This window comes from Oricola indica (assembly GCF_965227485.1).
GTDB lineage: Bacteria > Pseudomonadota > Alphaproteobacteria > Rhizobiales > Rhizobiaceae > Oricola > Oricola indica.
In genome coordinates this window covers 3033723-3049344 of the sequence record NZ_OZ245747.1, presented here as the reverse complement: position 1 = coordinate 3049344, position 15622 = coordinate 3033723, and the positions used below count along the sequence as shown (strand labels likewise).

Below are 15622 nucleotides of genomic sequence, written 5' to 3'. Positions count from 1 at the left end.
CAGAACGTCATGCAGGACTGTGTCAGCTGCGCTTGTTCATCGGCACGTAGTCGCGTTTCGGCGCGCCGGTATAGAGCTGGCGGGGCCGTCCGATGCGCTGGTTCGGATCCTCGATCATTTCCTTCCACTGGGCGATCCAGCCAACCGTGCGGGCGACGGAGAACAGCACCGTGAACATGTTGGTCGGGAAGCCGAGCGCGCGCAGCGTGATGCCCGAATAGAAGTCGATATTCGGATACAGCTTCTTCTCGACGAAATAATCGTCGTGAAGCGCGATCTTTTCCAGCTCCATGGCGACTTCCAGCATCGGGTCGTCCTTGATGCCGAGTTCGCCAAGGACCTCATGCGTCGTCTTCTGCATGATCTTCGCGCGCGGGTCGTAGTTCTTGTAGACCCGGTGACCGAACCCCATCAGGCGGAACGGATCGTTCTTGTCCTTCGCGCGCTCGATATATTCAGGAATCCGGTCCACGCTGCCAATCTCGGCCAGCATGTTGAGCGCCGCTTCGTTGGCACCGCCATGCGCCGGACCCCACAGGCAGGCGATGCCGGCCGCGATGCAGGCAAACGGATTTGCGCCGGAAGAGCCGGCAAGCCGCACGGTGGAGGTGGAGGCGTTCTGCTCGTGATCGGCATGCAGGATGAAGATACGGTCCATGGCGCGGGCCAGAACCGGATTCACCTCATACTCCTCGCAGGGGACCGCGAAACACATGCGCAGGAAGTTCGATGCGTAGTCGAGATCGTTCTGCGGATAAACGAACGGCTGGCCGATGTGATATTTGTAGGCCATGGCCGCGATCGTCGGCATCTTCGCGATCATGCGCATCGAGGCGACCATGCGCTGATGCGGATCGGAGATATCGGTCGAGTCGTGATAGAAGGCCGAAAGCGCGCCAACAGTGCCGCACATGACAGCCATTGGGTGTGCATCGCGACGGAAGCCGGTGAAGAACCGGTTCATCTGTTCATGCACCATGGTGTGGCGCGTCACGCGGTAGTCGAAATCGGACTTCTGGGTCTTCGTCGGCAATTCGCCATAGAGCAGCAGGTAGCAGACTTCCAGGAAGTCGCCGTGCTCGGCCAGTTGCTCGATCGGATAACCGCGGTGAAGCAATGTGCCCTCATCGCCGTCGATGAAGGTGATTTCCGAATCGCAAGACGCGGTGGAGGTGAAACCCGGGTCGTAGGTAAACGCGCCGGTTTCCTTGTAGAGGCTGGATATGTCGATGACGTCCGGCCCGATAGAACCTTTGCGTACGGAGAAGTCATGCTCCTTACCCGAGAATGACAGTTTCGCAGTTTCCTCAGACATAATGTCTCCTTCTCAAACAAAACTTTTCACGGAAAAGACGTGAATTATTGCAATGCAGCATATTCCTGTATGAATGGTCCCGCGCTGGTTGCTACCGTATCCGCGACGCGCTGCCAAGCCAGCCTAAGGGCTTAATGCTGCAATGCATTATAAGGCTCGGAGCGGCTGTGAGAAAGCCTTTTAAGACTCGCAATCACGAATGCGCGCCAGCGATTCCTCCCGACCGAGTACGGCAAGGACATCGAAAACGCCTGGCGACGTCGCGCGGCCGGTCAGCGCCGCTCTGAGCGGCTGCGCAACCTTGCCGAGCTTGAGTTCCTCGGTTTCCGCAAAGGCACGTACAGCTGCGTCCAGCGCCTCGACGGACCATTCGCCAATCGCCTCGAGTTGCGGTCGCAGGCGGCCCAGAACCTGCCGCGCTTCGTCGGACAGGATACCGGACGCCTTTTCATCGAAGTTCAAAGGACGGTCGGCGAAAAGATAGCCAGCGCTGTCGATCAGTTCGGTCAGCGTCTTGGCGCGTTCCTTGAGGCCCGGCATCGCTTCGAGCAGCTTTGCGCGCATGTCTGCAGCCGAGAGCTTTTCGCGTATGGCTTCCGTGTTTTCGAGTTCCGGCAGAAGGGCCTCGATTCGTTCGACAAGATAGGCATCGTCGGCGCCGCGGATATAGAGCCCGTTGGTGGCTTCCAGTTTGGCGAAGTCGAACCGCGCCGCGCCCTTGTTGACGTCGGTAACGTCGAACCACTCGATCATCTGCTCCGTCGACATGATCTCGTCGTCGCCATGGCTCCAGCCAAGACGGGAGAGGTAGTTCCTCAATGCCTCGGGCAGATAACCCATTGCCCTGTAGGCTTCGACGCCAAGCGCGCCATGGCGCTTGGAGAGCTTCGCACCGTCGGGGCCGTGGATCAGCGGAATATGGGCCATGTTCGGGACGTCCCAACCCATCGACTGGAAAATGATCGTCTGGCGCGCCGCATTGGTCAAATGATCGTCGCCGCGAATGACATGCGTGACGCCCATGTCGTGATCGTCGACTACGACCGCAAGCATGTAGGTCGGATTGCCGTCCGATCGCAGGATGATGAAATCGTCCAGATCCTTGTTCGGGAACCGCACATCGCCCTGGACCATGTCGCGTACGACCGTTTCGCCCTCGCGTGGCGCCTTGATGCGAACCACTGGCGACACGCCTTCAGGGGCCTCCGAGGGGTCGCGGTCACGCCAGCGGCCGTCATAGCGGGGCGGACGGCCTTCCGCGCGGGCTTTCTCGCGCATCTCCGTCAGTTCCTCGGCGGATGCATAGCAGTGATAGGCCAAGCCTTTTTCGACCAGCTCGAGCGCAACGGCGCGATGTCTGACGGCCCGTTCGTACTGGGATATGGGCTCGCCGTCCCAATCCAGTCCGAGCCAATGCAACCCGTCCAGAATCGCCTCAACCGCTGCTTGCGACGAACGTTCGCGGTCGGTATCTTCGATCCTCAGATACATTTTGCCGCCGGTGTGTCGGGCGTAGAGCCAGTTGAACAGTGCGGTGCGTGCGCCGCCAATGTGCAGGAAACCGGTCGGGGAGGGGGCGAAACGGGTGACGACCTCGCCAGTCATGCTGTGCTCCGATTGTTTTGATTAGCGGGCCGTCAAGGCGGCCGGGTGCGGAATTCGGTGCACGTCTAACACACGCCGCGCCCAGCGCAAACAAGGCCTGTGGCGCCCGGAGCGCTCATCCGCGATGACCGGGGAATCCAGGCACGACACGCGGACCACGACCGATGAGAGGCTGTTCTTTCGCCCAGCCGGCGAAGAGGCCGGGCAAACGGTCATTCCGGTCGTCGAAGAGGCATTGCCCGACGCCGCAACGCCGTTCCCGCGCCCACATCTGCCCCGGCTGCCTGTGCCGACCCGTCGCAGCCTGCAACGCGCATGGCGGAGCGCCACAGAGCGCGAACGAGCCGTCGGTACGCCTTTCCTGTTTCTTCCCGTCGGACTGCTCGCGGGTATCGTTTTATATTTTCGCCTTCCGGTCGAACCGCAGCCCTGGAACCTGCCGGTCGGGCTCGTAACGCTCGCGCTCATTTTGTTTGCGCTGAGAGGCCAGACCGGGCCGGTGCGGATAGTGGCGGTGATCGGCTTCGTCATCGTCGCCGGAATGTCGCTGGCACAAGCGCAAACATGGTGGACGGCGACCCCAATGCTTGGCTCGGATGTCTCGACGCGCCTGACCGGTCGCATAACGGCGATGGAGGAGCGCGCAAACGGGCGGACCCGGTTCACGATCGACGTGCTGAAAACCGAGCGACCGGCCCTCTATTATGCGCCGGATCGCGTTCGTGTGACCGCACCGGGATCGGCCGAGGGTTTCGAGGTGGGAGGCGGGATAAAAGGGCTCGTCCGACTGACGTCGCCCTCCGGCCCTTTCCATCCTGGTGGCTACGATTTCGGTTTCCATGCCTTTTACGACGGCCTCGGCGCCAACGGCTTCTTTCTCGGCCATCCTGATCCGATTGAAATACCGGCGCAATCATGGGGCATGAAAAGCCTCGCAACGGCTGTCGAGCGTGCGCGCCTTGCGATCAGCCGGGAGATCCAGCGATCCGCACCGGGACGGGAAGGCGCCGTCGCCGCGGCTCTTGTGACGGGAAACAAGTCCGGTATTCCGGAAAGCGTGACCGAAGCGCTCCGCGTCTCCGGGCTGGCTCACATCCTGTCGATTTCCGGCCTCCACATGGCGCTTGTCGCGGCAACGGTGATGGCGACGCTGCGGCTCGGGTTCGCCTTCGCTCCCGAGTGGTCGGCACGCCGCCCCGTGAAGAAATATGCGGCAGCCGGTGCGCTTGCCGCTACGGGGTTCTACCTGTTCCTCGCAGGCGCCGGCGTCGCCACCCAACGCTCTTTCGCAATGCTCGCCATCATGCTGTTGGCGCTGACATTCGACCGGAACGCCGTGACCATGCGCAATCTGGCACTGGCGGGCCTGCTTGTCATGGCAATCGCACCGCATGAGGTGACGGGTCCCGGGTTCCAGATGTCGTTTGCCGCAACCGCAGCGCTGATTGCTGTCTATGGCGGCTGGCAGGATTGGACCAACAGGCGCGAGAGGCGGCAAACGGAACGAACGGAGAGGGGACCGTTCATCGCCGGTCTTGTCACCCTGTCGCGCTATGCGTTCGGAATAGCCGTGACATCGCTGGTCGCCGGGGCCGCGACTGGACTGTTCGCATCCTATCATTTCGGGCGGGTCGCGCCCTATGGCTTGCTCGCAAATCTGGCCGCCATGCCCGTCGTGACAATCCTGGTCATGCCGCTTGCGGTCGCCGCCATGGTCGTCATGCCGTTCGGCCTGCATGTCTACCTCTTCAAGGCGATGGCATGGGCGGTGGGGCTGGTAATCGCCATCGCCGAACGTGTCGCGGCTATGCATCCGCCGCTTGCGACCGGACAGATGCCGGCCGCGGCGCTTGGACTGCTGTCATTGGGACTTGTGATACTGTGCCTGCTGACGACCCGCCTGCGATGGCTGTCGCTGCCGTTCTTCGGGGCAGGGTTCATCGTCTGGTCCGCTACGTCGCCTCCGGTCGCTGTCATGTCCGAAGACGGTCGCCAGTTTGCGTTGATCCAGGCGCAGGCAGATGCCGTCCGCCTGCATACCAATCGGGAACGTCCGAACGCTTTCACGATGGAGTTGTGGCAGCAGGCCTATCGGGCGACCGATTTCATCAAACCCGACGAGTCTGCGGTCATGACATGCGATAAGACGATCTGCAGCGCACAGGCCGGCAATGCGCGTGCGCCCGCGCGAATTGGCTATGTATCGGCGGCCTTCGAAGACTTGAGGATGTCCGGTTCGAGCCTCGAAACGCTATGCCGCGAATACGATCTGGTGATCTTCGCCAAGGCGCCGTCGCCAAAAACCTGCGCCGACGGCACGCCCGTTCTTTCCGCGCAAACGCTGGCCTTGAATGGAACGGCTGAAATCCGTCTCGCGCCCGGTGGCCAAGTCAAGATCACGCATGCGCTTCCAGGACCCGTCAGGCCATGGCTGGATCACCGCCGCTATTCGCGTGCCGCACGCGACCTTGCCGATCGGCGATAGCGTCAGTAGCGGCGAATGAGACCGACGAGCCGACCCTGCACGCGAACGCGGTCGGGTCCGAAGATACGGGTCTCGTAGGCCGGATTCGCCGCTTCGAGCGCGATCGAGGCGCCCTTGCGGCGGAAACGTTTCAGCGTCGCTTCCTCGTCGTCCACGAGTGCCACGATTATGTCGCCCGCATTGGCGGTATCGCTCTTCTTGATGATCGCCGTATCGCCGCTGAAGATACCGGCCTCGATCATCGAATCGCCCTCGACCTCAAGCGCGTAATGCTCGCCTGCGCCAATCATGTCCGGCGGAAGCGAAATCGAGCGCGTCTGGTGTTCGATGGCGGAAATCGGCACGCCGGCCGCGATCTTGCCCATGACGGGGATCGGGATCGGGCCGTCCGCATCATTTGCTTTGACGGGTCGCGGAGCCGGCTTCGGTTCCGGCGCTGGTCTCCCAAGACTTCCCTGGATGACACTGGGCGAAAAACCACGCCGTTGACCCGCGCCGGGCGTCAGGCTGTCGGGCAGCCGGATTACCTCCAGAGCACGAGCGCGATTCGGAAGCCTGCGAATAAACCCGCGCTCTTCCAGCGCGGTGATCAGGCGGTGAATTCCGGACTTCGAGGCGAGGTTCAGCGCTTCCTTCATTTCGTCGAAGGATGGCGGCACGCCGGACTCCTTCAGACGCTCATTGATGAACATCAGGAGATCGAGTTGTTTGCGTGTCAGCATCGCGCCCTCGCAGAATCAAATATAAACAAACACAGAACGGACATTATCTGTTCCATATGTGTTCTGCAAGCGTTTAACAATCGTTTAAGCGCCGGGCTATTTAAGCTCCAATATTTCCACCGTGTCGCCAATGGCCGCCGAAGCCGCGTGCGGCGGTCGTATGATCAGCGCGTCGGAGCGCGCAAAAGTGCTGATCATCGAGGAATCCTGAACGGGGAAGGGGGTGACGTGGAGTTCACCTGATTCGGCGCGGTATGTCGCCGCGCGCACATAATCCTCGCGGCGGTCGTTCTCGCGCATCGGCGCATCGAGAACCGCCGGCACGCGCCGTTGCGCGAAATTCCGCCCTCCGAGCTTTTCGAGAAGCGGCCGGAGAAACAGGATGGCGCAGACCATTGCCGAGACAGGATTGCCCGGCAGGCCGAGAATGCGCATGTCACCGAGACGGCCGAACATCAGCGGCTTGCCCGGGCGCATGGCGATCCGCCAGAAGTCGAGTTCCATCCCGCGTGCGACGAATACCTTCTGGACGAGGTCATGATCGCCGACAGATGCGCCGCCAAGGGTCACCAGTATATCGAGCTCATCGGCGACCGCGCGGTCCAGCCTGTCGGCAAGATCCGCTTCCCGATCCGCGACGATGCCGAGATCGATGGCATCGCCGCCGGCTTCGCGCGCAAGCGCCGCGACGCCGTATGAGTTCGATGCGATGATCTGGCCCGGACCGGGCACTGAGCCGGGCAGCAGCAATTCATCGCCGGTCGCGAGAATGCCAACGCGCGGTTTTCGAATGACAGGCAATTCAGGATGATTGGCCGCCGCCGCGAGGCAAAGCGCCCCGGTATCGATCATCTTTCCGGCCGGAAGCACGGATTGCCCCTGCTTGAAGTCGAGGCCGGCGGCGCGAATATGGCGTCCTGCCGGTTCGCTCTGGTTCGAGCGGATACGGCCATCGGCGAGAACGGTCGCGTTTTCCTGCAACATCACCGTGTCGGCGCCGCCGGGCACGACGCTTCCGGTGAAGATCCGCACGGTCTGGCCCGCACCGACCTTGCCTTCAAAGGGATGACCTGCAGCCGCTTCGCCGATCAGGTCGAGATCGGCAGGTGAATTCGCGATATCGGAAGCGCGCACCGCATAGCCATCCATGGCGGAAACGGCCTGCGGCGGCTGGGTGCGACGCGCCGTGATGTCGGCCGCAAGAACGCGCCCGTGGGCGTCGTTCAGCGCGACAGTCTCGCTACCGAGCGGCGCGGCATCCGCCAGCAGCCGTTCACGAGCCTCCGCGACGGGAATCAAGGGTCCACTCAAGGTGCGCTCCGGGTCCATTCGCCCGACTTGCCCCCGGTCTTGGAGACCAGCCGGACAGGTCCGATCTCCATGCCCTTGTCGATGGCTTTCGCCATGTCGTAGATCGTCAGGCAGGCGACGGAGACCGCGGTCAGTGCTTCCATCTCGACGCCGGTCTTGCCGGTCAGCCGCGCCAGCGCCTCGACGCGAAATCCGGGCAGGGCGGGGTCCGGTTCTATCTCGACCGAAACCTTGGACAGCATGAGGGGGTGGCAAAGCGGGATGAGTTCATGCGTCTTCTTGGCCGCCATGATCCCCGCGATCCGCGCCACCGAGACGACATCGCCCTTCTTGGCGTTGCCCGAAAGAATCGCATCCAGTGTCTCGGCGGTCATGCTGACATGGCCTTCGGCGACGGCTTCGCGCACCGTGTCGTCCTTGCTGGCGACATCGACCATGTTGGCCGCACCGTCAGCGCCCAGATGAGTCAGCGAGCCGGCTTCCCTTTCGGCCATCTCAGGCTGATTTCCGTTTAGCGCAGGCTTCGCCGGTCAGCAGGAGCCGTGTCGCGGCGGTGACGTCGTCCTGGCGCATGAGGCTTTCGCCGACCAGGAAGGCCGAGATGCCTGATCGCTCAAGGCGCAGGCAATCCTCATGCGTGACAATGCCGCTTTCGCCGACGAGCAGCCTGTCCCCGGTGACCATGGAGGCGAGCCGCTCGCTGTTCGCCAGATCGACTTCAAAGGTCCGCAGATTGCGGTTGTTGACGCCGAGCAGCTTCGAGGAAAGCTTCAATGCCCGTTCCGTTTCGGCCTCGTCATGGACTTCGATGAGTGCATCCATGCCGAGTTCGAAAGCGGTATCCTCGAGTGCGCGCGCTTCGTCGTCGGAGAGCGAGGCCATGATGATGAGGATCGCGTCGGCGCCCCAACTCCTCGCCTCATAGACCTGATATGGCTCGAACATGAAGTCCTTGCGAAGGGCCGGGAGCGAACACGCGTCACGCGCGGCCGTCAGATATTCCGGCGCGCCCCGGAAAGAGGGGGTGTCCGTCAGAACCGAGAGGCACGCCGCGCCGCCATGCTCGTAAGCCGTCGCCAATGCGGGCGGGTCGAAGTCGGGACGGATCAGCCCTTTCGAAGGGCTCGCCTTCTTGATCTCGGCAATCAGGCCGAATTCGCCGGCGGCCTTGCGGGCTTGAAGGGCAGCGAGGAACCCGCGAGGCGGCGCGATGTCCGCCAGGCGCGACTTGACCTCGTTCAACGGGCAGGCCGCTTTCGCCGCAGCGATTTCCTCGCGCTTATAGGCTTCGATTTTCTGCAGGATATCAGACACTTGTTCTACTGTCCTAAACCGTTTCGCCACGGGAGATCGCAGCCGCGCGTTCCATCACGGAGTGCGCCTTTCCGCTGTCGATCGACTCTGCCGCCTTCAACAGGCCGTCGGCAAGATCGGTGGCAAGATCGGCGACCACGAGGCCGGCGGCGGCGTTGAGGCAGGCGATGTCCCGATAGGCATTTTTCTCGCCTTCCAGAACGGCGCGCAAGGCCGCCGCATTGTGCTTCGGATCTCCGCCCTTCAGATCGTCGATCGAAACACGCGGCAGGCCCAGTTCCTCCGGCGTCAGCGCAAAGGTCGATATGGCGCCATCCTTCAATTCCGAGACTTTTGTGGTGCCGGCAGTTGTCAGCTCGTCGAGCCCGTCACCGTGAACCACCCAGACATGGCTGGATCCAAGCGCCTTGAGGACTTCCGCCAGCGGTTCGACCCATTGCGGCGCGAAGACGCCCACCACCTGCCGTTCGACACCGGCCGGATTGGAGAGCGGCCCAAGCAGGTTGAAAATGGTGCGCGTCCCAAGCTCCACGCGGCTCGGCCCGACATGACGCATGGCCGCATGGTGCATCGGCGCGAACATGAAGCCGAGGCCGCCCTCGCTGATACACCGTCCGATGGTTTGCGGCGTGGCGTCGAGATCGAAGCCAAGTTCGCCAAGTGCTTCCGCCGAGCCCGACTTCGAGGAGAGCGAACGATTGCCGTGCTTCGCGATCGTCGCGCCCGCGCCGCAGGCGATGAACGCCGCACAGGTCGAGACATTGTAGCTGCCCGAATTGTCGCCGCCTGTGCCGACGATGTCGATCGCGCCTTTCGGGGCGGCGACACGGGTCATCTTTTCGCGCATGACGGTGACAGCACCGGTGATTTCGTCGACAGTCTCGCCACGCACGCGCAGCGCCATGAGAAACCCGCCGATCTGGGACGGCGTCGCATTTCCGGACATCATCACGCCGAAGGCGTCGCGCGCCTCCTGTGCCGAGAGCGCTTGTCCGTCGGCGACCTTGGCGATGAAGGGTTTCAGATTGTCCATGAAGCGCTCCGCTATTGCGTGCTCAGCGCGCGAGCAATCGCGTTCTGGTTCACCTGAACCGTGAAAACCGTCTGCAGCTTGGTCACCATCTGGTCAAGCAGGTCATCGGCGATCGAGGACTTGATGTTGGCTGCCACGCCTTCGCCGAGCGTCTCGATTCCGCCCACCGGCTGGGAAACGCCGGTGACGCGGAAAACGTAGCGTGCATTGCCCGAAGGCGATGCGACCGATCCCTTGTGGTCGGGACCGCCGTCGAAGACTTCCGCTATCCCGCTCGCACCGAATTCGGCATCGTTCTTGCCGCGCTGCAGGCCATATTTGTACTCAACCGTGAAACCCTCGGCTTCAGCGATTTCGGACAGGGTCTCTCCGCCGTCGAGCCGCTCGGCCAACGCATTCGCCTTTTCCTCGATACGCCGATCAGTTTCCTCGGCAATCCAGTCGGACGTCACGCGCTCGCGGACCTCGTCGAATGTCCTGTCGCGGGACGGTTCCACTTTTGTCACCTCGTACCAGAGAAAACCGGAATCGGCCGCGTTGATCGGCGGGTTCTCGGCGCCTTCCTCGGAATCGAAGGCCGCTGCGATGAGATCGGCCTGTTCGGGGATCGTCGACAGTGTCTCGCCGGATGGTGTGCGGCCCTGGGAATCGGTTGCCTCGATCGTTTGCATTTCGAGCTTCTGACGGGTCGCGGCTTCCTTCATGGTCGCTCCACCCGCACGGGCATCTTCATAGGCGTCGTGGATATCGAGGAGCGTATCATTGGCGGTCACCAGCGCCAGTTCGCGCCGGATATCATCGCTGACCTCCTCGAAAGGCTTGACCGTTTCCGGCGTGATGGCCGTGACACGCACGATCACGGGGCCGAATGCGCCGTCGATGACGCCGGAGACGTCACCGGCACGGGCAAGGTCGAACGCCGCTTCGGCAACCGCCGGATCCGGAAGGTCTGACTTCGCAAGCGTACCGAGTTGCGCATCATCCATGGTCTTTCCCGCATCGGTCACGGCGTCTTCGAACGCCTGACCGGCAAGGATGCGCTCATGGGCGGCGGCGGCGCTTGCCGCGTCGCTGAAAACAAGCTGTTCGACCGTCCGCGTCTCCGGAGTCGAATAGCGGTCGATCCGTGCTTCGTAGTCGGCGCGCACGTCGTCCTCGGAAACGGAATCGAGATCCACGATGGCGTCCGGCGTGAGTCGCACATATTGGATGCCGCGATATTCCGGGGCACGGTAGGCGTTCTTGTTGGCGTCGAAATACTCTTCGAGCGTCGCATCGTCAGGTGCGGTGACGGTCTCGATCGCACCCTGGCCGACCGAGAAATACTCGACATCGCGCGTTTCGCCGCTGTGTTGCGCGAAAGCTTCGAGCATGACCTGCGGGACATCGATCCCGTCGGAGACGGCCTCGACGATCTGCTGGCGGATGGCGACCTCCTGACGATTGCGGATGTAGTCGTCCTCGCTCATTCCAACGCTGCGAAGCACTTGCCGGAAGCTGTCGCGGCTGAACTGGCCGTTGACGCCCCGGAAGGCCGGATCTTCCGCAACCAGGGCGGCGAGGCGGTCCTTCGAAAGGCCCAGATTCATGAGACGGGACTGTTCGTCCAGCACGGCGCCCGCGACCATCTGGCCGAGAACCGCCTGGTCGATGCCGAACAGACGTGCTTGTTCACGCGAGATGCGCTCGCCGAGCTGGCGCGAGAAGACGGCCATCTGCCGGTCGTAGGCGAGGCGGTAATCGAGCGCCGACACCTCGGTTTGGCCGGCGGTCACAACGGCCTGACCGGCGCTTCCGCTGAGCATTTGACCGGATACGCCCCAGACGCCGAAGCTGACGAGCAGCAGGAGCAGCAGTCCCTTTGCCACCCACGACTTGGACGATTTGCGAAGACTATCAAGCATGAAGGAGAGTTCCGATTTCGATTTCCGCGCTTTTTAGGAGTGCTTGAAGGGCGACGCAAGCGCGCGCCGGGCTTTTCCTTTGCGCCCCTTGGCGTTAACAGGAACTGCAATTTCAGGAAAGGGAGAGCGATGACGCCGGGCGTGAAACCACTTGTAGCAGGCAACTGGAAGATGAATGGGACCGCGGCATCGCTCGCCGAAGTCGAAGCCGTGTGCGCCGCGCCCGCGGCGGCGACGTTCGAAACGCTGCTTTGCGTCCCGGCGACACTCGTCGAACGTGCCGCACGAAAAGCCGATGGATCGGCGCTGATGATCGGCGGTGAAGACTGCCATGCCAATGAAAGCGGCGCGCATACCGGCGACGTCTCGGCGGAGATGCTGGCCGATGCAGGCGCATCGGCGGTCATCGTCGGACATTCCGAAAGGCGCACCGATCACGGCGAGACCGACGGCGAGGTCGCGGCGAAGGCCGAAGCCGCATGGCGCGCGGGACTGACGGCGATCATCTGTGTCGGCGAAACGCGTGAGGAACGGGAAGCGGGCGATGCGGAGAGCGTCGTCGGCACGCAACTGGCCGGATCGATACCGGACGCGATGACCGCGGCGACGACGGTGATCGCCTACGAGCCGGTCTGGGCCATCGGCACCGGTCTCGTTCCGTCTTCGGAGGACATCGCCGCAATGCATGCCTTCATTCGCAAGACGGTTTCCGAGCGCTTCGGCGACGAGGGGGCTGCGATCCGCATTCTTTATGGCGGCTCGGTAAAACCGGGCAACGCGGCTGAAATCTTCGCGATTCCCAATGTCGATGGCGGGCTTATCGGCGGCGCGAGCTTGAAAGCGGCCGACTTTCTCGCCATCTGTGACGGAATAGGCGGCTGAAAGTCCGATTCGGCCTTCCAGTCGCGCCGATGAGGGTGTAGAGACGCGCCCGTCCAACGAAATAACCAAGACCGTCATATGCAAACCGTTCTGATTGTTATCCACCTCATGATCGTGGTCGCCCTGGTGGGCGTCGTACTGCTTCAGCGCTCCGAAGGCGGTGCGCTCGGCATGGGCGGCGGCGGCAATGGCGGTTTCATGTCGGCGCGCGGCGCGGCCGACACGCTCACGCGGACGACGTCGATCCTCGCGGCCGCGTTCTTTGCGACCTCGATCGCGCTCGGCCTGCTCGCGCGTTACGGCGAAAACCCGACCGACATTCTCGATAGGGTGCCTGCGCAAATCCAGCAGGAGCAAGACGGAACGACGCCGGTTCCCACGCAGAATGGCGTTCTCGACATGCTCGGTGCGCCCGACGAGGCGCCGGCCGAAACGACGGAAACGCCGTCCGAACCGTCCGTCCCGAACAACTAACGCCAACCCAATCCATCAAGCGCCTCGTGTGGGTAAGTCCATTCGAGGCGTTTTTTTCTTTGCGTAATCGTATTCGAGGGGATATCGGTCAAAGCCCATGGCACGGTATGTATTCATAACTGGTGGCGTGGTTTCTTCCCTCGGAAAAGGCATCGCTTCCGCAGCTCTCGGCGCGGTTCTGCAGGCACGCGGTTACAGCGTTCGACTGAAGAAACTCGACCCTTATCTCAACGTCGATCCGGGCACGATGTCGCCCTACCAGCACGGCGAGGTCTTCGTGACCGACGACGGCGCGGAAACGGATCTCGATCTCGGCCACTACGAGCGCTTCACGGGACGGTCGGCCAACCAGAACGACAACATCACGACCGGGCGCATCTACCAGAACATCATCGCCAAGGAACGGCGCGGCGATTATCTGGGCGCGACGGTGCAGGTGATCCCGCACGTCACCGACGAGATCAAGAATTTCGTCCTCGACGGCAATGACGGATACGATTTCGTTCTCTGCGAGATCGGCGGCACCGTCGGCGACATCGAGGCGATGCCGTTCATGGAGGCGATCCGCCAGCTCGGCAACGATCTGCCGCGCGGCAACGCCGTCTACGTGCATCTGACCCTGATGCCCTATATCCCAGCTGCCGGCGAATTGAAGACGAAGCCGACGCAGCACTCGGTCAAGGAACTGCGCTCGATCGGTATCGCTCCGGATGTCCTGCTGGTGCGTGCCGACCGTCCGATTCCGGATTCGGAGCGCAAGAAGCTCTCGCTGTTCTGTAACGTTCGGGAATCCGCCGTGATCCAGGCGCTCGACGTCGCCTCGATCTACGACGTACCGAAGGCTTATCACGATGAGGGGCTCGACGAGGAGGTGCTCGCCGCCTTCGGTATCGAGCCGGCCCCGCAGCCGCGCATGGCCGTCTGGGACGACGTATCCGACAGGGTGCACAATCCCGAGGGCGAGGTCACGATTGCCATCGTCGGCAAATATACCGGCCTCAAGGATGCCTACAAATCGCTGATCGAGGCGCTGCATCATGGCGGCATGGCCAATCGGGTCAAGGTGAAGCTCGAATGGATCGAATCCGAGGTGTTCGAAAGCGAAGACCCGGCGACCTATCTCGAACACGTCCACGGCATCCTCGTTCCCGGCGGCTTCGGCGAACGCGGTTCCGAGGGCAAGATCTCCGCCGCGACCTTCGCGCGCGAGCGCAAGGTTCCCTATTTCGGCATCTGCTTCGGCATGCAGATGGCATGCATCGAGGCAGCGCGGTCGCTGGCGGGTATCGAGCATGCGTCCTCCACCGAATTCGGCCCGGCCAAGGAACCCGTGGTCGGCCTGATGACCGAATGGCTGAAAGGCAACATGCTCGAAAAGCGCACCCAGGCCGGTGATCTGGGCGGGACAATGCGTCTGGGTGCCTACAAGGCGTCGTTGCGGGAAGGGACGCGTATCGCCGACATTTACGGCAAGACCGACATATCGGAGCGTCATCGCCACCGCTACGAGGTCAATATCGACTACCGGGAACGTCTGGAGGAATGCGGCCTCGTATTCTCGGGCCTTTCACCCGACGGCGTTCTGCCGGAGACCATCGAGTATCCGGATCATCCGTGGTTTATCGGCGTGCAGTATCACCCCGAGCTAAAGTCGCGCCCCTTCGAACCGCATCCGCTGTTCTCAAGCTTCATCGAGGCCGCGCTGGAACAGAGCCGCCTCGTGTGATCGTCAAGTGCGGCGCGCGGGTTCCGCGTCCTGCGGAAACAGTGTCACAAGATCCTCGGCGATGCGCCGGGCAGCCTCCTCGAGGGGCTTCAGATGCCGTTTCGCGAACTCTTCCGGCTCCTGGAATGCCCGCGGCCAGATCATGCTGATCGCGGCGTTGGGCTGTCCATAGACATTGATCGGCACGGCAATCGCGGCCAGTCCGTCATCCAGCATTGTTTCGCCGCGATAAACCCCGAGGCGTATGCCATAACCGCGCGCGCGAGCCTTTTCGATCTCCGGCATGAACTGTTTCAGCGTATAGCCGAAACGCGACAGGCCAATTGACATGTTGCCGGCCGTCAGACGGTCGTACTCGGCGATTTCGGAATCGGTGCGAACGGCAAGACAAGCCATTCCGGTTGCCGATCCGAACATGTTTATCCTGCGATTGATGATGCCGCGATACATGTGAAACGGGCTGAGCGGACGTGTGGAATCGACGATGCGCATGCAAAGCCCGTCGAGCACATGGACATCGGACGGCCATTCCACCTCTTTTGTGAGTTCCACCGCGCGCGGCATGGCGACATCGGTCAGGCTCGCCATTTCCTGCGGGATGGGTTCGTTTGCGCCGGCCGGAAGCGCGATCGTCACGCGATAAAGACCGTCGGACACCGAGCGGCGCACGAGGCGATGTTCGATCAGCGTTCCGAGCAGCCGCCTGATGGTCGACTTGGCGATATCGCAATCGCGATGCAGGTCCGCCAGCGAACTCGCGCCATTGCGGGCGAGCGATTCCAGAATGGTGATCCCGCGGTCAAGAGACCGGTTCGCCAGTTCTGTCATTCACGTGACCCTCCGAAGCGAAA

General features: G+C 62.4%; 13 protein-coding genes. 4 read left to right on the top strand and 9 right to left on the bottom strand.

What is annotated here, in order from left to right; translation table 11 throughout:
• Nucleotides 1-22: 22 nt before the first annotated feature.
• A complete protein-coding gene (gene gltA, locus ACQK2M_RS15250; RefSeq protein ID WP_223479332.1) occupies nt 23-1315 on the bottom strand; it encodes a citrate synthase in 1293 nt (430 codons plus the stop codon).
• Nucleotides 1316-1495: 180 nt separating this feature from the next.
• Nucleotides 1496-2920 (bottom strand): glutamate--tRNA ligase, encoded by a 1425-nt coding sequence (gene gltX / locus ACQK2M_RS15245; protein WP_425418489.1) that lies wholly within the window; start codon nt 2918-2920, stop codon nt 1496-1498.
• A 124-nt stretch (nt 2921-3044) separates the two neighbouring features.
• Between gltX and ACQK2M_RS15240 the strand changes: the two genes are divergently transcribed.
• On the top strand, nt 3045-5405 hold the full coding sequence (locus ACQK2M_RS15240; protein ID WP_425418488.1) for a ComEC/Rec2 family competence protein: 2361 nt from the start codon (nt 3045-3047) through the stop codon (nt 5403-5405).
• A 2-nt stretch (nt 5406-5407) separates the two neighbouring features.
• Here ACQK2M_RS15240 and lexA read toward each other — a convergent pair whose 3' ends face one another.
• From lexA to ACQK2M_RS15210, 6 genes are all read right to left on the bottom strand, one after another.
• Nucleotides 5408-6127, bottom strand: a complete 720-nt coding sequence (gene lexA, locus ACQK2M_RS15235) for a transcriptional repressor LexA (RefSeq protein WP_425418487.1) — start codon at nt 6125-6127, stop codon at nt 5408-5410.
• Between the two features lie 96 nt (nt 6128-6223).
• Nucleotides 6224-7438 (bottom strand): gephyrin-like molybdotransferase Glp, encoded by a 1215-nt coding sequence (glp, locus tag ACQK2M_RS15230; RefSeq protein WP_425418486.1) that lies wholly within the window; start codon nt 7436-7438, stop codon nt 6224-6226.
• Nucleotides 7435-7932: a cyclic pyranopterin monophosphate synthase MoaC gene (moaC, locus tag ACQK2M_RS15225; protein WP_425418485.1), complete on the bottom strand. Its 498-nt coding sequence runs from the start codon at nt 7930-7932 to the stop codon at nt 7435-7437. The genes glp and moaC overlap by 4 nt, the downstream gene beginning before the upstream one ends.
• Nucleotide 7933: 1 nt before the next feature.
• A complete protein-coding gene (trpC, locus tag ACQK2M_RS15220; RefSeq protein WP_425418484.1) occupies nt 7934-8752 on the bottom strand; it encodes an indole-3-glycerol phosphate synthase TrpC in 819 nt (272 codons plus the stop codon).
• Nucleotides 8753-8765: 13 nt separating this feature from the next.
• Nucleotides 8766-9785: an anthranilate phosphoribosyltransferase gene (gene trpD, locus ACQK2M_RS15215; protein WP_425418483.1), complete on the bottom strand. Its 1020-nt coding sequence runs from the start codon at nt 9783-9785 to the stop codon at nt 8766-8768.
• An 11-nt stretch (nt 9786-9796) separates the two neighbouring features.
• Entirely contained in the window at nt 9797-11689 is a 1893-nt protein-coding gene (locus ACQK2M_RS15210) for a peptidyl-prolyl cis-trans isomerase (protein ID WP_425418482.1), read from the bottom strand.
• 129 nt (nt 11690-11818) lie between these two features.
• On the opposite strand from ACQK2M_RS15210, the gene tpiA reads away from it, so the two are divergent.
• From tpiA to ACQK2M_RS15195, 3 genes are all read left to right on the top strand, one after another.
• Complete coding sequence (tpiA, locus tag ACQK2M_RS15205; protein ID WP_425418480.1) at nt 11819-12571, top strand: triose-phosphate isomerase; 753 nt, start codon at nt 11819-11821, stop codon at nt 12569-12571.
• 78 nt (nt 12572-12649) lie between these two features.
• On the top strand, nt 12650-13045 hold the full coding sequence (secG, locus tag ACQK2M_RS15200) for a preprotein translocase subunit SecG (RefSeq protein WP_425418479.1): 396 nt from the start codon (nt 12650-12652) through the stop codon (nt 13043-13045).
• 97 nt (nt 13046-13142) lie between these two features.
• Entirely contained in the window at nt 13143-14771 is a 1629-nt protein-coding gene (locus tag ACQK2M_RS15195; protein WP_425418478.1) for a CTP synthase, read from the top strand.
• 3 nt (nt 14772-14774) lie between these two features.
• Here ACQK2M_RS15195 and ACQK2M_RS15190 read toward each other — a convergent pair whose 3' ends face one another.
• Nucleotides 14775-15599: a helix-turn-helix domain-containing protein gene (locus ACQK2M_RS15190; RefSeq protein WP_223479344.1), complete on the bottom strand. Its 825-nt coding sequence runs from the start codon at nt 15597-15599 to the stop codon at nt 14775-14777.
• Nucleotides 15600-15622: the final 23 nt, after the last annotated feature.